Source organism: Planctomycetota bacterium (genome assembly GCA_033763975.1).
GTDB lineage: Bacteria > Planctomycetota > Phycisphaerae > Phycisphaerales > UBA1924 > RI-211.
Map to the genome: position 1 here is coordinate 199,803 of JANRJM010000002.1, position 20,464 is coordinate 220,266.

A 20,464-nucleotide genomic window follows, 5' to 3' on the forward strand; every position below is an offset into this window, starting at 1 on the left:
GGCCGATTGTTGCCGGGGCGCGCGCGCTCCGAGGGCGACACGCGCTGGTATTCTGGCGCGCGAACTTTCACGGGGGGGTGGGGCGTGTTCGAGTTCCTGCGCAGGGAAAATCCGTCGATCGGGACCGTCTTCTTCCGCGGCAACCTCGTGCCCCGGGCCGAGGAGTTCGATTTCATGCGCCGGCACGGCGTGGAGATCACGCCCCGCGCGAACAACTCGCCCGCGAGCTGGGTCCTCACGCTCCGCCACGCGAAGTGGGGCGAGGCGACGATGATCTGCGGGCAGGACCAGCCCCCGTTTGACCCCATGTTCATCGACTACCAGAACGGGCTGACGGACGCGGAGAAGGGCGAGGCCAAGGCCGCGGGCAAGGGCGTGTCGTTCAGCGTTCCCGCGGCCCGCAAGAACGTGCTGCGCGACCGCAAGAACCTGCTGAAGTTCATGGCGTCGGCGATGGGGCGCGACGCGGTGGTCGCGCTCGACCACCTGTCCACGCTGTTCTGGACGCGCGAGATGCTGAAAGAGGAGCTGTCGCACGACGCCGACCTCGACATCGCCGCGATCTTCGCGATCCACGCCGTGTGCGACGACACCAACGCCGAATCGCCCCGCGCGTCGTGGATCCACACGCACGGGCTGGGCGAGCTGGGCGCGTTCGACTTTGACATCGTGCGCCCGAGCAAGGAGTTCAGCGCCGACTGCTCCGGGTTCGTCAGCGCCATGGCCCAGGCGGTCCTCGAGGGCGCGGTGAAGCCGGACACGCCCGAGTTCATGATCGCCCACCCCGGGGGCGTCGTCCGGATGGTGCCCGCGGCGGACTTCGACCGCGAGGCCCCGCCCGAGGACGTCGCGCTGCGGGGCGGCGGGAACGAGCCCGGGCACACCGACGCGCGCAGCGTGCTGTGCGAGCCGGCGAAGCGCGGCCTGATGTCGCGCATGCTGGGCAAGGGCGGCGGGGTGCGCCCGTCGCGCTTCTGCTCGGAGGGCTCGCTCGAGGGCGTCGTGCTCCGGATCTCCTCCGCCGCCACCGATCTCATGAGCGCCCGCGCCGCGGCGACCACGGGGGTCTTCCGCGCGTTCCTCGAGGAGTTCCGCGAGTTCGAGCTGCCCGCGCTCGTCAAGATGGGCTACCCGACCGACGCCGAGGGCGAGGGCGGGCGCGAGCACCTGTGGTTCGAGGTGCACGAGGTCTTCGACGACGGCGTGGACGCGACGCTCGTGAACCAGCCGCACGACATCGCGTCGATGCGCCAGGGCCAGCGCGGGCGCCATCCCTTCACGCGCCTCACCGACTGGACGATCATGTCGCCCTTCGGGGCGATCACGCCCTCGGGGCTCTCGAACGCGCGGGTGCTGCGCCAGAACGCCCCGATGCTGCGCGAGATGCTCGCGAAGGCCCGGGACCAGGGGCGCGGCGCCTAGACGCTGTGGGCGGGGCGGGGCGTGTCCTCGTTCACGCGTTCCTTGGTGATCTTCCCGGCGTGCTCGGCGAGGGTGAGCATGTGGGGCTCTTCGTTGACGCGCAGGAGCAGGTGGACGGGGCGTCCCCAGATGACGCGGAGAGAGCGCAGCACCTCGGCCGCCCGCGCCGCGTCGACCTCGACCCCGGAGAACTTGTGCGCGAGGACGAGCTCGCCCCGGTTGAGGTAGTTGGCGTCGACGACGTAGATGAAGGGCTGGCCGGCGTTGGTGAGGTGGTGGAGGAGGGTCTGCTTCACGCGGGCGAAGTCGCGCGAGACGATCTTGATCTCGCCGGTCTGCGGGTCGCGGGCGTGCTGGTACATGCGGTGGCGTTCGACGAACTCCTCGGTGAGGAACTCGTCGATGAACGACACGTCGTTGTAGATGCGCCGGACCTCGAAGATCTTGTCGCGCCCGCGCATGGACTTGTCGTCGAAGGCGTCCTTGGCGCCCAGCTCGCGCAGGTCTTCCCATCGCGGGCCGTGCTGCCCGGTGTTCCAGCGGCGTTCGATGTCCTTGAAGAGCTCGACGCCGATCTTGTACGGGTTGAACCCACCCGGGGGCATGTAGACGACGCCCGAGTGCTGGTCGGCGTAGTGGACGATCTCCCGCGCTTCCAGGAAGTGCTGCGTCATGAGCTTGGAGTGCCAGTACGTCGCCCAGCCCTCGTTCATGACCTTGGTCATGCCCTGGGGGGCGTAGTAGTACGCCTCGTCGCGGACGATCGCGAGCACGTCCTGCTGCCATGATTCCAGGCGCGCGTGGCGCAGCAGGAAGAGCAGCACGTCGCGCTCGGGGCTGGCGGGGGTGCGGGCGCGCTGGGCCTTCATCTCCGCCTCGTGCTCGCGCTTCTGGCGGTCGAGCTCCTCCTGCGGGTTGATGAACGGGTCCATGTAGTCCTTGGCGGGGAGCTTCTCGGCGTGGAAGGCGTCGGACGACTGCCCGTCGTCGTCGCGCGGGGAGGGCGGGCGGGCGTCGACCGCGCCCTTGTAGACGCTGTGCGGATCGATGAGGTTCTCGATCGTGAGGCAGGCGTCCACGAACCGTTCCACCACCTCGTGCCCGTGACGCTCGATGTGCCGTCGCACGCGGGTCGAGTGGTTCGCCATCTCGTCCATCATCTTGCGGTTGGTCTTCGCGAACCAGAGGTTGTTCTTGAAGAAGTCCGCGTGCCCGTAGACGTGGGCCATGACGAGCTTCTGGTCCGTGACGGCGTTGGATTCCTGCAGGTACGCGTACACGGGGTCGTTGTTGATCACCATCTCGTAGATGCGCCCCAGCCCGTACGCGTCGCGCTTGCTGAGCCGCTCGTACTCCATGCCCCACCGCCAGTGCGGGTACCGCGTCGGGAAGCCCCCGTACGCCGCGATCTGGTTCATGACCTCGAAGGGCAGCACCTCGAACACGACCTCGAAGAAGTTGAGCCCGTACTCGAGCGCCTTGGCCTTGATGCGGGCCATGTGCTCGCGGAGCTCGGGCGAAAGGTCGGTGCTGGGCGTGCCGGGCATGGCGGAACTCCGGGCGGGCTGGCCGGCCCCCGGCAGTATCGGCATATTCACCCGTCTTCTACGAGCCGGGCGTCCGCGCGGGTCGCTCGATTCTCATTACTCGGGAATGGCGACGAGAAAGCTCGGCTGGGGCGTGGACTCGGTCTGGCCGCGCGTCCGCACGAGCAGCGGACGCCCGTTCACCAGGTTGAGCGGGTGCTTCGAGCGGGCCGCCCGCAGCGCCGGGCTGTCGCGCTCCGGGCGGAGCACGTCGTGGTCGGCCGGGCCGAAGATGCCCACGGTGACCATGCTGCGCCGCGGGCCGTGCCAGTAGTACGCGTCCGCGCCGTCCGCGCGGAGGGTTTCGGCGGCCTTCTCGGCGGCGGCCCGGATCTCGGCGAGGTCGGCGTCGGTGGGGTCCTTGCCGTCGCTGCGTTCGTACGCCGCCACCTGCAGGGTGTAGAGCGCGTCGCCCCCGCGCCGGGCGCGCACGCCGGCGAGGTCCAGTTCCGGGCGCCCGCCCTGCACGCCCTCGAACGCCGGGGGCGCCAGCACCGCGTGCTCGAACGGGCGCTCGCCGTTGAGTTCGATCGCCCGCACGCGGGCGAGGTCGGCGCGGGCGCGTTCGTCCGTCGCGCTGGGGTACGAGCCGTAGGCGACGACGGTCGAGCGGCCGCGGCGGAGGAGGCGCGCCTCGGGCAGGCCCGCCTGCTGACGGACGGTCGCGACCGTGCGCATGACCTCCAGGCCCTCCTGCGACGCGGGGATGGTCGAGAGCACGATCGTCCACGTCGGGTCGGGCGAGTCTGCATCACGGGCGCCGGACCCGGGCGAGAAGACGGCGCGGCCTTCGGGCGCGAGGTCAGCGAGCCGCGCGCGATCCGCGTCGGACGCCCCGGCGCCGGGTTCGCCACGCGAACACCCGCCCAGCAGGAGCGCGCCGAGCACGAGCGCCAGGCCGACGGCGTACGAAAATTTCTGTCCAGTCCGCGGGGGGGTTATCATGCGCAAGTCCTTGAGAGATACCAGTCTAGCGCAATCTCCGCGCGACAATCGCATTTTGGAGGGTTCATTGAACGAGGGCCGATAGGTTGTCCCGCGGGTGGGGCACAGTGCCCACCGGCGTGCGCGGCGGGACGCTGCGAGAGCGTACCGCTCCGCCGGGGACGGCGATGCGTATGGACAAGCGGACGGGCCGCCGCGCGGAGCGGGCGAGACCGTGCCCGGGTCATCCAGGAGTGAAGCCGGACATGGAGATCATGCCTCTTTCGACGCAGGGACCAGGACGTGCGACGGGCCTCAGCAGCGATCGCCCGCGCTCAACGCAGCAAGAGGGGCCGGCGATCCGACGAGGTGCCGATCGCGTGGAGTTCTCCGCCGTGGCGACATATCTCAGCAAGCTGCGTGACCTGCCCGTCCGCCAGGATCTCGTCGATCGCGTCAAGGCGGAGATCGCCGCCGGCACGTACGACACGCCCGACAAGTTCGAGGCGGCCCTGACCGAGTTGCTCGGCGACGTCGAGTAGCGCACCCACGCGGACAACTCGCGGCGATCAGCGGCGCATGAGCGCTGGTTGCACCTCGCCCTCTCACGGCATGAACGGCCTGACCGTCTGGAGATGCTCGTAGCTCCGCGGGACGTCGAGCACGCGCCATTCATCGGCGCCGGTCCGCACGCGCCAGCGCAGACGCCCGTCCTCGTCGAACGCGACGACCGAGGGTTCCATCGACGGGCCACCTCTCACGGATTCGACCTTCGCGCCGTACTCAACCTTACCGTCGTCCCAACGGCCGAGGGTGGCCTCGAAAGGTCGGCGCGATTCGAGCCCGACCTGCGAGCCGGGGCCGATGACCGCCGCGGCCGGCTCTTCCATCGAGTACCACGCGTTGACGGGGCGTGCGGACTGATTCTCGACGACGACGACCCAGCGTGAAGGCTGGCATCCGCCCGCGCCAAGCATGCCGACGCCCAGCGCGAACACCATGCCTGCCGCGCGTGCGACGCGTGCTGCTGACGTGTTCATTCCGGCACCCTCCTCTCGGGGCGGGCCGGCGTCCTACCGGTCCAACTCCGCCGCCACCACGTTGATCGAGCCGATCACGGCGACGATGTCGCTGAGCAGGTGTCCCTCGGCGAGCTTGCTCACCACGGCGTAGTTGATGAAGCTCGGCGGGCGGGTGCGCACGCGCCAGGGGCGGGGGCTGCCGTCGCTGATGATGAAGTACCCGAGTTCGCCGTTGGCCGTCTCGTTCGCGCCGTAGCACTCGGCGATGGGCGCCTTCCACCCGCGGTTGGTCATGATGAGTTCGAAGTGCTGGATGAGCCCCTCGATGCTGCCGTAGACGTCTTTCTTGTTGGGCTTCACGACCTTGCTGTCGGCGAAGGCGTCGACGCTGCCGCCGGGGATCTTGTCGATGAGCTGCTCGATGATCGCGCACGACTGCTTGATCTCTTCGACGCGCACGAGGTAGCGGCAGTACGCGTCGCCCTCTTCCGCGACGGGCACGCGGAAGGTGACCTTCTCGGCCCCCAGCCCGTCCCAGTTGTCGGCGTAGCAGAGGTACGGGTCGTCCTTGCGCAGGTCGCGCACCACGCCGCTGGCGCGGGCCATGGGCCCCGAGAGCGACCAGCCGATGGCTTCTTCCTTCGTGAGGACGCCGATGCCCTGCGTGCGATCCATGAAGATGCGATTGCGGTTCAGGAGGCCTTCGAGGTCCTTGAGGGCCAGCGGCACCTCCGTGCGGATGAGTGCCTTCACCATCGCCTTGAAGGTCTCCTCGTCGGGCAGGTCCTGCATGAGCCCGCCGACACGCGTCCAATCCGGGTGGAAGCGCTGCCCGGAGATGAAGTCGCAGATGTCGTAGATCTTCTCGCGGACGTTGAAGGCGTAGATGAAGCCGGTGAACGCGTTGAGGTCGAGCCCCGCGGCCCCGACGCACAGGAGGTGGTCCTGGATGCGTCCCACCTCGGCCATGATGGTGCGGAGCACCTTGCAGCGGGGGGTGATGTCGATGCCGAAGAGCTTCTCGACGCAGTGGTGCCAGCAGATGTCGTTCGAGACCGGCGAGAGGTAGTTCATCCGGCTGACGATCGTGACGTACTGGTTGTAGTCGAGCGCCTCGCCGAGCTTCTCGAACCCGCTGTGGAGGTAGCCGATGTGGGGCGTGACGCGGGCGATGCGCTCGCCGTCGAGCTCCATGACCAGGCGGAGCGTCGTGTGCGTCGCGGGGTGCTGGGGGCCGAAGTTCAGGACCCAGCGGTCGCCGGTGTCGACGTGGTCCTTGAGGTACGTCGTGGTGTCGGCATCGACCGTCAGGGCGTCGTCGGGCTTGATCGTGAAAGGCATGGCGGCTTCCGAGGTGTGCTCCCGGGATGGGGAGGGCGGAAGTCTAGCGCCGGAAAGAAAAAGGGGGCCCACGCGTGTCCGCGCGGGCCGCCCGGAGGGAGAAAGAGAGAGATCATGCCGCGCCCGAAGAGACCGGGATCGCGGGGGTGTTCACATGAGGAGGTTGGCGACGTCCTTGGACTGCGCGCCGACCTGGTTGCGCAGTTCGGTGTACTTCTCGGTGGTGAGCTTGAGGGTGTCGAGCACGTCGGGCGCGACGAGGGTGTTCATGAGGTCCTGGCGGAAGCCCTGCCCGAGATCGGCCGCGATGCGGTCGGCGACGTGCACGATCGCGACGAGGGTGCGGCTCTCGGCGGGGAGTTGCATGGGGCGGTGGTGGAAGCCGGTGACGTTGGCGAAGCTCTTGGGGAACTTCCACTTCTCGCACAGGCCCGCGCCGAAGTCCTCGTGCGTGGCGCCGAAGACCGAGAGTTCGGCCTCGAGCATGTCGTTGGCGGGGACGCCCTTGCTGTCGGCCCCGACGCGCCGGAGCACCTCGATGAGCTTGGCGCGGTCCGCCTGCATCTCGACCATGATCCCGATGTCGTGGATGAGCCCGGCGAGGAAGGCCTCGTCGGAGAGCCCGAGCTTGAGCGAGTTCGCGACGATCTTCGCCCCCGCCGCCGTGACGTTGCAGTGCGTCCAGAGGTCGCGGGCCGAGAACGTCGGCGAGAGGTCGCCGCCCCGGAAGAGCTTGGCCAGGCTGGCGGCGATCGCGATGTTCTTGACGGCGTTCAGGCCCAGCATGACGATCGCGCGGTTGATCGACGCGATCTGCCCCGGAAGCCCGTAGAACGAGGAGTTCACGACCTTCAGGATGCGCGAGCACAGCGCGGGATCGGCCGAGATGACCTTGTGCAGGTCCTGCGCAGTGGACTTGGGGTTCTCGACCAGTTCGACCACCTTCACGGTGATCTCGGGCAGCGTGGCGATGTGGCTGATCTCGCGGATCGCGTTCGCGACAACCTGAACCCGGTCTTGGGTGGCGACGGTCATGATGGACTCCCTCCCGGCGATGGACCCGGGCAGTGTCTCCATCGGCGGAGGCGGGGCGTCACTTTCGCCCGCGACGGACCTTCGGGCGTCCGGAGGCCGGGTTATCCGGGAGCCGCGTCAGTACGCGCACCGCTTTCGCAGCAGGTCGGGATCGCGGGGATAGACCCGCGCCAACGCCGCCGCGATCCGCTCGCCCGCGTGCCCGTCGCCGTAGGGGTGCACAGGCCCGCCCGCCGGCGCACGCCACGCCAGCGCCCGTTCGACCCCGGCCCGCACGTCGTCGCAACGCTCGGCGTCCACGTGGACCACCGACGCCGGGCGTTCCCGCCCCGCCTGGCGACGCCCAACGTCCACCGCCGCCAGCCCGAGCGCCGATGCCTCGATCAGCCCCGCCGAACTGTTCCCGACCATCACCCCGCCGCCCGACGCCAGGCGCTTCAGCAGCCCGACGAAGACGCGGCGTTCCAAGTGCGGGGCCGCCACGGGGCGCCCGTCGCCGGGCGCGGGCGTCTGGTCGTCTATCGCCATCAGATCCCGCAGCGCGCGCACGATGCCGCCGCGGCCCGGGTCCAGGTTCGGGTGCAGCGCCAGCACCCGCCGCCCGGCGCACGCGCCGAGCACCTCGGCCATCGCGGCCTCTTCCCGCTCGTCGTCGCGACCGATCGGGTGCATCAGCACCAGCGTGTCAGGCTCGCCCAGGTGGCGGAACGTCTCGTCGTTGATCGCCGGGTAACTCGCCAGGTCGTCGATCGCGGGCGAGCCCACCTCGTGCACGAACGCCGCCGGCTCGCCCATGCGACGCAGGCGCTCGGCGCTGGCGCTCGTCGCGGGGAAGTGCACGTGGGCGAGCTTCGTCAGCGCGTGGCGCATGGCCTCGTCGGCGACGCCCTCGGCCCGGTCGCCGCCGTGGACGTGCGCGAGCGCCACGCCCCCGACACTGGCCGCCGCCCCCGCCGCGAAGGCCTCGATCCGGTCGCCCAGCACGACCACCCAATCAAGGGCGAGGTCTGCGAAGACCCGCCCGAAGCGCGTGATGCCCAGGCCCAGGGCCTGCACGTCGGCGTCGCGCCCCGTGCGCCCGGGCGTCTGCATCGGCACCGCCGCGGCGATGGGGAACTCGCGCTTCACTTCGTAGTACGTGAGCGCGGGCGACACCAGGTGAGACCCCGCCGCGATGCACAGCAGTTCCAGGTGCGGGTGGTCGCGCACCGCCGCCATCACCGGGCGCAGCAGCCCGAACTCCGCGCGGCTGCCTGTCACGACGCCCACGCGCCCGCGTCGGGTCATGTCGAACGGCACGTCCACTGGGCCCGCCATGCGCCGCGAGCGTATCGCGCCGGGCGCGACGGCGTGCGCCCGCCCCCCGTGCTCAGCCCCCGGCCGCGATCAGATCGCGCCACGCCGCCGCGAGGCGCGTGCCCAGTTCGCCCACCTCGCCCGTGCCGATCGGACGCGACTCGAACCGCGTGACCGGCAGCACGCCCCACGACGAGTTCGTCAGCAGCAGCTCGTCGGCGCGAAGCACGTCGTCCAGCGAGATCATGCGCCGGCGGACGGTGCGTCCCTCGGCCAGCGCCCAGTCCATCACCCAGCGGCGCACGACGCCCGGCAGCACCGGGCTGGGAATGACCGCGCCGCGCTGCGCCCCAGGACCGGCGCCGGCGTGGGCGGGCTCGTCGGGCGGGCCCACGTCGGGGTCGGCGGGAGCGACGGCGGATTCGTCGCCCTGCGACGCGACGTCTTCCTCCTCGCCGCGCGCGATGGGCGTCCAGAGTTCGCCGGCGTGCACCACGAACGCGTTCGACACGCACCCGCCCGCGAGGTGATTGGTGATGGAGAAGACGAGCGACTCGCCGGCGCGTTTCGCGGCCGCCGCCTGCAGTTCGCGCAGCCGACCCCAGTAGTTCAGCGTCTTGTGCCCTTGCGTGTCGTCGAGCGGGTTGACGCGGAGGTCGGCCAGGGTCGCGAGCACGCCGGACTCGAACATCTCCGCGGGGTAGTCGGTCGCGGGCTGGGCGGCAAGGAGCAGCGTCGGCAGGTGCTCGGCGCGCGTCTCGCCCCGCGAGAGCAGGTTGAGGTCGCCCCCGGTGATCGTGAGGCGCACGCGCAGGCGGGCGCTGCGTTCGTCGTCCTGGAAGGCGCGATCGACCGTGCGTCGCACGGCCTCGGCGAGCGCGCCGACGCGCAGCGAGTCGCTCAGGCCGAGCGTGCGCGCCGAGCGGCGGAGGCGCTCGAGGTGCTCGTGCAGGTGGACGACGCGCGCACCGTCGCGGACGGCGAGCATGGTCTCGAAGAGCCCCACGCCATGCTGGAAGCCGGCGTCGAACGCCGACACGCAGGCGTCGCTGGCGGGGACGAAGCGGCCGTCGAGGAAGACCGTGGGCATCGCGCGAATGTAGCCCCGCGCGCCGCCCGACCGCGGAATGCGGGCCCGGGGACCCTCTCGACCCCCGGGCCGCCTCTCACCTCCCGCCAACTCCCCTCAAGCGGGCGCGCCGCGACCACCCGGCGCCGGTGCCATGGGGCACCACGCCGCGCGTTTCACGCGGCGTCCCGTTCGACGTTGTGTTTCCAGGTCTCTCCTGCGAACCGGCATCGAGCCTGCGAGAGCCTTCCCTCGCCGTCCCGCGGGCCAACCCGAAGGCCGCCCGTGACACCCTGCTCTACGCGGCGTTTCGCGGCGCGGTTGCCGCTACGGGCACGGTACTCCCGCGACGATGAGCGTGAGAAGCGCGACATCGTCCTGATCCACGTTGCCGTCGCCGTTGAAGTCCGGGTTGACCTGCGCGCACGCCCCGCCCCCCACGGTCTGGATGAGGCACACGATGTCGTCCTGGTCGATGTTGCCGTCGGCGTTCACGTCGGGGTCGCACACGATCGGGGCGACGTCGCCGGTGATGGCCAGCGCGTAGCCCTGCATGCCCACGTTCACCGCGCGCCCGCGCACGCGGATCGTCCACTCGCCGCTCTCGGGCGCGCTGATGAGCACCTGCTCGAGGTTGTTGAGCGTGTCGGGCGTGCCGCCGGGCGTCGACTGTCCGCCCGAGAACACGTTGCCGAGGTACACCACGCCCGAGGGCGACCGGGCCTCGAGATCAAGATCGTTCACGGGGACGAACGTCGCGTTCACCTCGGCGGGCGCGTCGGCGTACGACATCGTGACCTTGAGCGCCTGCCCCGCGCCGACGGAGAGGCGCACCGACGCGACATCGCCGGTGGAGATCGCGTCGGGCGAGGTGTTGCGCACGTCCTCGACGACCAGGCGGCGCGCATCACCCGCGAAGTAGAGCGCTTCGTCCGCGAGCACGCGCCCCCAGCCCTCGCGGTTGGACGGGAAGTCCGCGACGCCCGCCATGTCGACGGCGCTGTTCACCAGGGTCGCCTTGATGAGCTGGCCCGAGGGGAGCAGGGCGTCGGACGGGTTCTCGAGCCCCGAGGGGTAGAAGCCCTTGAGGTAGTACTGACGCACGAGCGTGGCGACACCCGCGACCGCGGGGGTGGCCATCGACGTGCCCGAGAGGGTCGTCGTGCCGCAGCCCGTCGAGCCGGAGGCGGACTGGATGGCGCAGCCGGGCGCGGCGATCTCGGGCTTGCGGCGCCCGTCCTGCGTCGGGCCGTCGCCCCCGTCGCACCAGTTCTGCTGGTTGGGCGCGTTGACCGACGCCGTCACCGCGAGGCTGTTCTTGGCGTTCTCCGGGTTGTTGACGGTGGCGGAGTTGGAGACGGCGTGGACGATGAGGATGTCGGGGAAGTCGCGCTGCACGCTGTCGATGCCCCGGCACCCGCCGTCGTACTCGCGGGTCCAGTCGGCGCCCCAGCTGTTCGTGTGAATGTGCGCGCCGTCCATGACGTGCGTCTCGAACCGCTCGTACATGCTCAGCTCGGTCGCGTCCGGGTGCGTGTTGAACGCCATCCGGGCCTGGTACGCGACGCCCCGCGTGTCGCCGGTGCTGCCGGCGTCGCCCAGCGCGGTCGTCGCCACGTGCGTGCCGTGCAGGTTGTACCCGGGCGTCGCGTTGTACGCGACGATCTTGCGGTGGTCGACGCCGATGGGGTTCAGGCTGTCGAAGAACGCGCAGTGCTGGACCCCGACCCGCCCGTCGATCACGCCGATGATCTCGCCCAGGCCCGTCAGCCCGCGGGCGTAGAGCGGGGTGACGTTCTGCACGTTGCTCTGCACCACCCAGCGCGTGACCGCGTTGCTCCGGAGCGTGTACTCGGGGAACTCCTCGACGAACTGCACGTCCTCGAGCGAGGCGAGCGCGCCCAGGCGGTCGCGCGCGATGTCCACCCCCAGCATCCACGAGCCCCCGACGAGCTCGTCCGACATCACCCGCGCGCCGCCCAGCAGCCCGATGCCCGCGAGCGTCGCCTCGCGCGAGCCGTCCGCGAAGAGGTGCACCCACACCAGCACCCGCCCGTCCTGCGCGATCGCGCGGCGTTCGGGCGTCTGGGGCGCGCGAACGCCCGCCAGCAGCGCCGGCTCCAGTTTCCACTCGGCCCGGAACGCGCCGGCCCACGTGACAAACCCCAGCGCGCCCACGCCCCGCGGCGTCGACCCGGACACGTCCGCGATCCACGCGTTCAGCGGGAGGTACGACAGCAGACGCACGCCCGCGCGCGACAGCGCGGCGCGGCGTTCGGGGGTCATCGGTCCGTCGGTCACCAGCACATGGCGCCCGGGCGCAAACCCCGCCGCCTCGAGCGCGTTGGGAAGGGCCGCCACGGTAACGTCGCCCGTACGGAGGTTCAGCACCCCTTGGCGGGCGACGACGGACGGGAGCGCGACATCCGCGGCGGCCGCCGGCCGCGCGGAGCACACGCCCCCCGCCAATCCCGCGAGCATCGCCGCCACGACCGCCGCGCCGCCCAAACGGGTTGCTTCCATGGTCACATCCATCAACGAAGGTGCGCCGGGCGAACTGGAGAGAACCACCACGCCGCCCCCGCCGGGCGGACGCGTGCCCACACTCTCATACGCCACGCCGGGGAATCGGATTCTGCCGAAACGGCGGGGATCGCGCGAATACGAGATTTGTTCGGCAGGCGATCGGTGTTGTTAGGCGGCCTTTCCTTGGGGCATGTCAAGAAGCCGCTCGACGCCCAATCGCCACGGGGCGGCGGATCCGGCGTCGAAGCGCGCGAGGGCCTCGCGCCGGTCCGACGCCAGGTCGAGGAAGCGGTCGATGCCGGTGGAGCGCAGCAGGCGCTCGTCGCGGGTGGGCATGCCCAGGATGACCAGGCGTCCGCCCATGCGCGTGCAGTCGCGCGAGAGGGCGATGAGCGCGTTGATCCACGAGCAGTTGAACCGCCCGACGGACGCGACCTCGAGCACGATCCGCCCGCCGACCCCCGGGGCGAGATCGCGCAGGAACCGCTCGAGCACGCCGGTCTGCTGGTCGTGGATGGCCGGGCACGTGAGGCTGACGATCGCCGCGTCGCCGACGCGGCTGAGCGTGAGCATCGTGTCCGGCAACTGGTGGGACTCCTGAATGGCGAACATGCTGGTCGTTCCTCCGCGTGCCCGCCCGGTCGAACGCCGGGTCGGCTGGCCCTGTAAAGGTGCGTTTCAGGTGCGCCGCTTGCCAGCACCCGAGCGCCGCACGGGCCGGGGCGCGTCGGATCACGACGCCCGTACCGTCTCTGACGGATCTGCCGCCCGCCGGCGTCTTGTAGACCCGGGCCACCCCACGCGCCTACGAATCGGCCCCTGCATTCCTGATCCGCGGCTCCCGGGCATCACGCCATGAGCGAACCACTGATCTCGATACGGAACCTGTCCAAGAAGTTCGGCGGCGGCGGGGCGGCCATCCTCGCGGTCAACGGCGTCACGTTCGACGTCCGCGCGGGCGAGGTCGTGGGCTTTCTCGGTCCCAACGGCGCCGGCAAGTCCACGACCATGAAGATGGTCACCGGCTATCTGCGCCCCACCTCCGGCGCCGTCCGCGTCTGCGGGCTCGATGTCCAGGACGACCCCATCGGCGTCAAGGAACGCATCGGCTACCTGCCCGAGGGCGCCCCCGCCTACCCGGACATGACCCCCGCGTCGTTCCTGTCGTTCGCGGCCGAGGTCCGCGGGCTGGGCGGCGCCGCCCGGGCCGACGCCCTGGCCCGCGCGGTCGAGCGCACCCAACTGCAAGGCGTGCTGCGCCAGCCGATCGACACCCTCAGCAAGGGCTTCAAGCGGCGCGTCGGGCTGGCGCAGGCGATTCTCCACGAGCCGCCCGTGCTCATCATGGACGAGCCCACGGACGGGCTGGACCCCAACCAGAAGCACGAGGTGCGCAAGCTCATCCGCGAGATGGCCGGCGCGGGCGGACGCGCGATCGTGCTCTCCACCCACATCCTCGAAGAAGTCGACGCCGTCTGCACCCGCGCCATCGTCATCGCACGCGGACGCGTGGTGGCCGATACCACGCCCGCGGCGTTGGCCGCCCGCTCGCGCTACCACGGCGCGGTCACCCTGTGCGTCATTCCGCTGCCTGGCGCGGGGGGGGGCGCAGGGGCGGGCGTGTTCGAGGAACTCGCGCGCGTGCCGGGCGTCGCCAGCGTCGAGAACACCTCCAGCGTGCCGACGGGCGAGGGCGTGCGCGCCACGTGCACGCTCATCCCCGCGACCGGCGCGGACCTCGCGTCGGCCGCGGGGCAGTTCGTGCGCGCCAGGAACTGGCGCCTCGAGACCCTGCGCGTCGAGGGCGGGCGGCTGGACGACGTCTTCCGCGATCTCACGGCCGGCGCGGGCGGCGACGGGGGGGCGCACGGAACGGGCGGTGCGCGTGCGACGGGCACGCCAAAGGAGGGCGCGCGGTGAGGGGCTGGCTGCCGATCCTGAAGCGCGAACTGGCGGGGTACTTCGTCACCCCGGTGGCGTACGTGTTCATCGTGATCTTCCTGATCCTGACGGGCGTGTTCACGTTCGAGATCGGGGCGTTCTTTCAGCAGGGACAGGCCGACCTGCGGGCGTTCTTCAACTTCCACCCGTGGCTGTACCTGTGCCTAATCCCCGCGGTGTCCATGCGTCTGTGGGCCGAGGAGCGCAAGGGCGGCACGCTGGAGCTGCTCATGACCCTGCCGGTCTCCAAGGCCGGGGCGGTGGCCGGGAAGTTCCTGGCCGCGTGGCTGTTCTGCGGCGTGGCGCTGGTGCTGACGTTCCCGATGTGGCTCACGGTGAACTATCTGGGCAGCCCGGACAACGGCGCGATCGGCGCGGGGTACATCGGCAGCTTCCTGATGGCCGGGGGCTTTCTCGCGATCGGCGCGTGCGTGTCGGCGGCGACGCGCAGCCAGGTGATCGCCTTCGTGGTGAGCGTGGTGGTGTGCTTCGGGTTCCTGCTCGCGGGGTACGGGCCGGTGATCAACGTCTTCAGCCCGTGGGCGCCGCAGAGCGTGCTCGAGACCATCGCGTCGTTCAGTTTCCTGACGCGATTCGACTCCATCGGCAAGGGCGTGATCGACCTGCGCGACCTCGTGTTCTTCGGCTCGCTCATCGGCGGGTGCCTGGTGCTGAACGCGTCGCTCCTTGACGCGGGGAAGGGGGAGTAGTGTCCGCACGCCTCCAGACCATCGTGCTGTTCGCGTGCGTGCTGGCGCTCTTCATCGGCGTCAACATGCTGAGCGAGCGCCTGCTGGCGGGCGCGCGCCTCGACACCACGCAGGGCTCGATCTTCACGCTGACGCAGGGCTCGCGGAACATCGCCCGGTCGCCCGCCGAGCCGGTGACGCTGACGCTGTACTACGCGGCGTCGGCCGCGACGGGGCGCCCGGAGCTGGAGTCGTACGCGCGGCGCGTGCGCGAACTGCTGCGCGAGTTCGCCGGCGCGTCGCGGGGCAAGGTGGTGCTGCGCGAGGTAGACCCCGCGCCGTTCTCCGAGGCCGAGGACGACGCGGTGCGCGCCGGGCTCACGGGCGTCCCCCTCGACGCGGGCAGGACGCTGTACCTGGGGCTGGTGGGCACGAACACCATCGACACGCGCGAGGTGATCGCGTTCTTTGACCCCCGGCGCGAGCGGTTCCTCGAGTACGACGTCGCGCGCCTGGTCTACTCGCTCGCGAACCCCACGCGCAAGGCGGTCGGTGTGATCTCGTCGCTGCGGATCGACGGCGGGTTCGCCATCGACCCGCGCACGCGCCAGCCCACGCAGACCCCGGCGTGGCGCGTGATGGAGGAAATGAAGGGCCTGTTCGACGTGCGGATGCTGAACGCCCCGACCTCGATCCCCGACGATCTCGACGCGCTGATGGTCGTGCACCCCAAGGACCTGCCGCCTTCGACGCTGTACGCGATCGATCAGTTCGTCATGCGGGGCGGGCACCTGCTGCTCTTCCAGGACCCCAACTGCGAGAACGACGACACCGGCGGGCAGTTCGCCTTCGGGGGTGACCGGTCGTCGTCGCTGGAGCCGCTGCTCAAGGCCTGGGGCATCGACAGCCCGGACGGCATGGTCGCGGCGGACGCCGCCATGGCGCTGCGGGTCTTCGCGGGCGACCGGAACAACCCCGAGCCCGTGCCCTACGTCGTGTGGCTGGAGGCGCGGGCCGGGCAGATGGCCTCGGACGACGCGGTGACGGGCGTGCTCGGGCGCGTGATGCTCGCGAGCAGCGGGTACTTCAACACGGCGGAGGGCTCGACGCTCGCCCTGACGCCCCTGATCTCGACGACCGGCACGGCGATGGCGATGCCCACGACGGACATCGGGTTCCCGCCCGATCCCAAGGCGCTGCAGAAGAAGTTCACGCCCGGCTCAGCGGCGCTGGTGCTGGCCGCCCGTGTCGAGGGGGCGGTGACGAGCGCGTTCCCCGACGGCCCGCCCCCGCCGCCCGAGGGGCAGGAAGCGCCGGCGGACCTCCCGGCGCACATGGCGGCGAGCACCGGGCCGGTGACGATGATCATCGCGGGCGACGTCGACATGCTCGCCGACGGCATGTGGATCCGGCGCCAGGACTTCTTCGGCAGCCCGATGGTGCAGCGCCTGGCCGACAACGGCGACTTCGTGCTCGGCGCGCTCGAGAACCTGACCGGCGGGAAGGACCTGACGACGGTGCGGGCGCGGCGCGACACCAACAGGCCCTTCACCGTCGTCGAGCGCATGCAGCGCGACGCCGACCAGCGGGCCCTCGCCGAGCAGGCGATGCTCGAAGAGAGCCTCCGCGACACGCAGGCCGAGCTCGACAAGCTGCAGGCGGCCCGGAGCGACGCGGAAGGCTCGCCCATGCTGACCCCCGAGCAGCGGGCGAAGGTCGAGGAGTTCCGCGCGACGATGCTCGACACCCGCAAGAAGCTGCGCGAGGTGAACCGCACCCTCCGCGCGGACATCGAGACCCTCGGGCTGCAGCTCAAGTTCATCAACACCGCCCTCATGCCCCTGCTCGTCGCGTTCATCGCGATCCTGCTCGCCATCCTGCGGCGCGCGCGACGCGCGCGGGCGCTGTAGGAGCCCGGGAGACCCGCCCATGAAGACACAGACCATCGGTGCGCTCGCGGTCGCGGCGCTGATCGTCGCCGCGGGAGCCGCCTGGCTCGCGAGCACCCCGCGCACCGCCGCCCCGGACCCCCGGCAGCGCCCGGCGCTCGTCCCCGATCTCGCCTCGAAGGGCGCGAGCATCCGGCGCGTCACCGTCCGCCAGGGCGACGCCGTGACGACCCTCGAACGCGCGGGCGACCGCTGGGTCGTCGCGAGCAAGGGCGGGTACCCCGCGAGCGAGAGCGCGGTGCGCGACCTGCTCCGCTCCATCGACGGCGCGACGGTCGCCGACGTGAAGACCTCGAACCCCGAGTTCTACCCGCGCCTGGGGGTCGAGGACCCCGCCGCCCCGGGCGCGGCGTCCACGGGCGTCGTCATCGAGGGCGAGGGCGCCACGCCGATCGCGTCGATCATCGTCGGCAAGGCGGAGAGCGGCGCGCAGTCGTCCGACGACAGCGTCGGGCGGTTCGCACGCCGCGCGGGCGAGGCGGCGTCGCTGCTCGTGCGCGGGCTCGGGCAGGTGCGCAGCGACACGCAGCACTACCTCGATCGGGACATCGGCGCGATCGAGAACGAGCGGGTGATGGCGGCGGGCGTGTCCGGGGCGCCCGGCGGGGCGTACACGGTGTCGCGCGCCTCGGCGGAAGACACGGCGTTCACGCTGACGCCCATGCCCGAGGGGCGCTCGCTCAAGGACCAGTTCGTGCTCACGCGCCTCGCGAACGTCATGGCCTTTATGACGCTGGACGACGTGCTGCCCGCGGGCGGCGTATTCGGGGAAGGCGAGATCGCGGAAGGCACGCCGACGATCACGGCCGAACTGCGAACGTTTGACGGCTTGGTCGTGCGAATCCGCACGACCGAGAAAGACGCCAAGACGTGGGCGGCATTCAGCGCGGAGGCCACCGACGGCGCGTCGGCCGAGATTCGCGAGGAGGCGGCGCGGCTCAACGAAAAGTGGAGCGGCTGGGCATACCAACTCCCCGCGTACAAGAACGAGGTTCTGCGCGGGCCGCTCGAGAGCCTCCTCGCGCCGGCGGGCTCCGGCGCCGACGCGGACGCCGGCACGGACGCCCTCCCCGGGCCGGTGCGCATTCCCGCCGAAGCCCCGCCCCCCGGCGGCCAGGGCCCGGATGGACAACCGCCGGACGACCAACCACCCGCGCAAGGCGGCACGCCGCCGGGCGGCGAATGACGCCGGCCGCGGGCGCACCCGGTATCCTGAGCGCATGCTGATCCACACGCTCGTCGCGGCGGCGATTCTCGGGCAGGCTTCTCCCACCCCGCCGGGCGACGCCCCGCCCATCGCCGGCGCGCGAAACGGCGGCCTCGACGGGCTCGCGCACCCCGAGTTCCTGGAGCAGTGGGCGAAGACCAACCGGTTCCGCCTCGGGCTGCCCGCGTCGATCTCGCTCACGCCCAAGGGCGACGCCGTGCTCTACCTCCGCTCGCCCGCGCGCTCGTTCGTGCGCGACCTCTACGCGTTCGATGTCGCCACGGGCAAGGAACGCGTGCTCCTCACCGCCGAGTCGCTGCTCGGCGGGAAGGAAGAGAACCTCACGCCCGAGGAGTTGGCCCGGCGCGAGCGCATGCGCCTGGCGGCCCGGGGCATCGCCTTCTACGCGCTCTCCGAGGACGGCTCGTCGCTGCTCGTCCCGCTCTCCGGGCGGATGTACGTGCTGAACCTCGCCGCGGCGCTCGGCGGCACGGTCGCGCCGCGCGTCATGCCCGACGAGGGCGGCTTCGCGCTCGACCCGCGATTCTCGCCCGACGCCACGAAGATCGCCTGCGTCCGCGAGGGCGACGTGTACGTCATCGACGTGGGCGCGCAGACCCAGGTGAAGATCACGCCCGGCGCCGCCGGGAGCGTGACGTACGGCGAGGCCGAGTTCGTCGCGCAGGAAGAGATGGACCGGCGACACGGGTTCTGGTGGTCGCCCGACGGCACGCGCCTGGTCGTGCAGAAGACCGACACCGCGGGCATGGAGCTCTTCCACATCGCCGACCCGTTCAACCCGGGCTCGCCCGGACAGACCTGGCCGTACCCGCGCGCCGGGGGCGTCAACGCGAGCGTCACCCTCGGCGTCTTCAGCGCGGGCGGGTCGGGCACGCCCGTGTGGATCGAGTGGGATCGCGCCGAGTTCCCGTACGTGGCCCGCGTCGACTGGCCCAAGCACGGCCCGCTCACCGTGCTCGTGCAGAACCGGCGGCAGACCGTGCAGCGACTGCTCGAAGTGAACCCCGCGACCGGCGCGACCTCGACGCTGCTCGAAGAACGCGACGACGCCTGGCTCAACCTCACCTCCAACACCCCCGCCTGGCTCCGCGACGGATCCGGCTTCCTCTGGCTCACCGAGCAGGGGGGCGGCGATACCTGGCGATTGCAGAAGCGCGCGCGCGACGGCACGCTCGTCGCGGCCCTCACCCCCGAGGGCTTCCCCCTCAACGGGCTCGTCCATGTCGACCAGGCGCGGGGCTTCGCCGTCGTCTCCGCCAGCGAGCACCCGGCGCACGTGCACCTGTACCGCGTCGCCCTCACCGCCAGCGGCGGCACGCCCGAGGCCATCACGCCGCGCGACGTGCCCGGGCAGTTCGCGGGCGAGTTCGCGCGCGAGGGCGACACGTGGGTGCGTTCCTCGGCCACGCTCACCAGCGGGCCATCGTGGGAAGTGCTGACCGGCGGGGCGCGGTCGGGCGCGCCCATCCCCGCCAGCGTCGAGCGGCCCTTGCTCACGCCGGAGGTCCGCCTCGAAGAAGTCCGGTGGGAAGGGCGGACGTACCACGCGGCGGTGGTCCTGCCCCCGGGGCACGACGGGGCGGCGAAGCTGCCGGTCGTGAACAGCGTGTACGGCGGGCCGCACGTCAACGACGTCAACGCCTCGCAGTGGGCGTACCTGATGGACGGGTGGCTGGCGGCGCAGGGGTTCGCGGTGGTGTCGATCGACGCGCGGGGCACGCCCCGGCGCGGGCGCGCCTGGGAGCGGGCCATCCACAAGGACGTCATCGACATCCCGCTGCGCGAGCAGACCGAGGTGCTCAAGGCCCTGTGCGCCCGCATGCCCGCCCTCGACGCCTCCCGCGTCGGGATCAGCGGGTGGTCGTTCGGGGGCTACTTCGCGGCTCACGCGACGATGCGCCGGCCCGACGTCTACAAGGTCGGCGTCGCCGGCGCGCCCGTGTGCGACTGGATCGACTACGACACGCACTACACCGAGCGCTACATGGGCCTGCCGGCGGAGAACCCGAAGGGGTACGCGAGCGCGAACGTGCTGACGTACTGCAAGGACCTGCGCGTGCCGCTGCTCATCATCCACGGCACGGCCGACGACAACGTGTACATGGTGAACAGCCTCAAGATGACCGACGCGCTCTTCCGGGCCGGGCGGGCGTTCGATTTCCTGCCCCTCGCCGGCGTGACGCACGCGCCCAACGAACCCGAGACCGCCATGCGCCTGCAGGCGCGGATCGTGCAGTTCCTGAAAGACGCCCTGCGCGGCGAGTGATCGGCCCCCGCGAAAACAGGACGCAGAGGAAGACAGAGAAGAGAAAGAGTGACGGGACGGCACGGCTCATCGCGCCCGGCGCGATCCCGTAGCGTGTTCACTGCTGCATGCAGACACCTGATGGTCTCAATCGCTCAGTCTTGATCTCTCTGCCTCTGATCTCTCTGCCT

General features: G+C 71.1%; 16 protein-coding genes. 7 read left to right on the forward strand and 9 right to left on the reverse strand.

Annotation, left to right across the window (positions count from 1 at the left end):
* The first annotated feature begins 84 nt into the window (after window positions 1–84).
* Window positions 85–1,422 carry a DUF4026 domain-containing protein gene (locus SFY69_02135; GenBank protein MDX2130835.1) on the forward strand — a complete coding sequence of 446 codons (1,338 nt, stop codon included), beginning with the start codon at window positions 85–87 and terminating at the stop codon, window positions 1,420–1,422.
* Here the strand turns inward: SFY69_02135 and SFY69_02140 are convergent.
* Together SFY69_02140 and SFY69_02145 are read right to left on the reverse strand one after the other, a co-directional pair.
* A complete protein-coding gene (locus tag SFY69_02140; GenBank protein ID MDX2130836.1) occupies window positions 1,419–2,969 on the reverse strand; it encodes a SpoVR family protein in 1,551 nt (516 codons plus the stop codon). The genes SFY69_02135 and SFY69_02140 overlap by 4 nt on opposite strands.
* A 96-nt stretch (window positions 2,970–3,065) precedes the next feature.
* The gene (locus SFY69_02145; protein ID MDX2130837.1) at window positions 3,066–3,953 is read right to left on the reverse strand and encodes a hypothetical protein; all 888 of its coding nucleotides are present in this window, start codon (window positions 3,951–3,953) and stop codon (window positions 3,066–3,068) included.
* Between the two features lie 254 nt (window positions 3,954–4,207).
* On the opposite strand from SFY69_02145, the gene SFY69_02150 reads away from it, so the two are divergent.
* Window positions 4,208–4,474 carry a flagellar biosynthesis anti-sigma factor FlgM gene (locus SFY69_02150; protein ID MDX2130838.1) on the forward strand — a complete coding sequence of 89 codons (267 nt, stop codon included), beginning with the start codon at window positions 4,208–4,210 and terminating at the stop codon, window positions 4,472–4,474.
* Window positions 4,475–4,537: 63 nt separating this feature from the next.
* On the opposite strand, the gene SFY69_02155 is transcribed toward SFY69_02150, so the two are convergent.
* From SFY69_02155 to SFY69_02185, 7 genes are all read right to left on the reverse strand, one after another.
* Window positions 4,538–4,972, reverse strand: a complete 435-nt coding sequence (locus SFY69_02155; GenBank protein MDX2130839.1) for a hypothetical protein — start codon at window positions 4,970–4,972, stop codon at window positions 4,538–4,540.
* 33 nt (window positions 4,973–5,005) lie between these two features.
* Complete coding sequence (locus SFY69_02160) at window positions 5,006–6,295, reverse strand: NADH-quinone oxidoreductase subunit D (protein ID MDX2130840.1); 1,290 nt, start codon at window positions 6,293–6,295, stop codon at window positions 5,006–5,008.
* 150 nt (window positions 6,296–6,445) lie between these two features.
* Window positions 6,446–7,330 carry an HDOD domain-containing protein gene (locus SFY69_02165; protein ID MDX2130841.1) on the reverse strand — a complete coding sequence of 295 codons (885 nt, stop codon included), beginning with the start codon at window positions 7,328–7,330 and terminating at the stop codon, window positions 6,446–6,448.
* Between the two features lie 117 nt (window positions 7,331–7,447).
* Window positions 7,448–8,647 carry a UDP-N-acetylglucosamine 2-epimerase gene (neuC, locus tag SFY69_02170; GenBank protein ID MDX2130842.1) on the reverse strand — a complete coding sequence of 400 codons (1,200 nt, stop codon included), beginning with the start codon at window positions 8,645–8,647 and terminating at the stop codon, window positions 7,448–7,450.
* 52 nt (window positions 8,648–8,699) lie between these two features.
* The gene (locus tag SFY69_02175; GenBank protein ID MDX2130843.1) at window positions 8,700–9,716 is read right to left on the reverse strand and encodes an aminotransferase class IV; all 1,017 of its coding nucleotides are present in this window, start codon (window positions 9,714–9,716) and stop codon (window positions 8,700–8,702) included.
* Window positions 9,717–10,022: 306 nt separating this feature from the next.
* Complete coding sequence (locus SFY69_02180) at window positions 10,023–12,218, reverse strand: S8 family serine peptidase (GenBank protein MDX2130844.1); 2,196 nt, start codon at window positions 12,216–12,218, stop codon at window positions 10,023–10,025.
* Window positions 12,219–12,389: 171 nt separating this feature from the next.
* Window positions 12,390–12,833: an STAS domain-containing protein gene (locus SFY69_02185; GenBank protein MDX2130845.1), complete on the reverse strand. Its 444-nt coding sequence runs from the start codon at window positions 12,831–12,833 to the stop codon at window positions 12,390–12,392.
* Window positions 12,834–13,076: 243 nt separating this feature from the next.
* On the opposite strand from SFY69_02185, the gene SFY69_02190 reads away from it, so the two are divergent.
* The 5 genes from SFY69_02190 to SFY69_02210 are packed head-to-tail and all read left to right on the forward strand — an operon-like array spanning window position 13,077 to window position 20,294.
* On the forward strand, window positions 13,077–14,141 hold the full coding sequence (locus SFY69_02190; GenBank protein MDX2130846.1) for an ABC transporter ATP-binding protein: 1,065 nt from the start codon (window positions 13,077–13,079) through the stop codon (window positions 14,139–14,141).
* Window positions 14,138–14,872: an ABC transporter permease subunit gene (locus tag SFY69_02195; GenBank protein ID MDX2130847.1), complete on the forward strand. Its 735-nt coding sequence runs from the start codon at window positions 14,138–14,140 to the stop codon at window positions 14,870–14,872. Before SFY69_02190 ends, SFY69_02195 begins: the two co-directional genes overlap by 4 nt.
* A complete protein-coding gene (locus SFY69_02200; protein MDX2130848.1) occupies window positions 14,872–16,761 on the forward strand; it encodes a Gldg family protein in 1,890 nt (629 codons plus the stop codon). The genes SFY69_02195 and SFY69_02200 overlap by 1 nt, the downstream gene beginning before the upstream one ends.
* Window positions 16,762–16,780: 19 nt before the next feature.
* Window positions 16,781–17,986 carry a DUF4340 domain-containing protein gene (locus SFY69_02205; GenBank protein ID MDX2130849.1) on the forward strand — a complete coding sequence of 402 codons (1,206 nt, stop codon included), beginning with the start codon at window positions 16,781–16,783 and terminating at the stop codon, window positions 17,984–17,986.
* Window positions 17,987–18,020: 34 nt separating this feature from the next.
* The gene (locus tag SFY69_02210) at window positions 18,021–20,294 is read left to right on the forward strand and encodes a DPP IV N-terminal domain-containing protein (GenBank protein ID MDX2130850.1); all 2,274 of its coding nucleotides are present in this window, start codon (window positions 18,021–18,023) and stop codon (window positions 20,292–20,294) included.
* Window positions 20,295–20,464 lie beyond the last annotated feature (170 nt).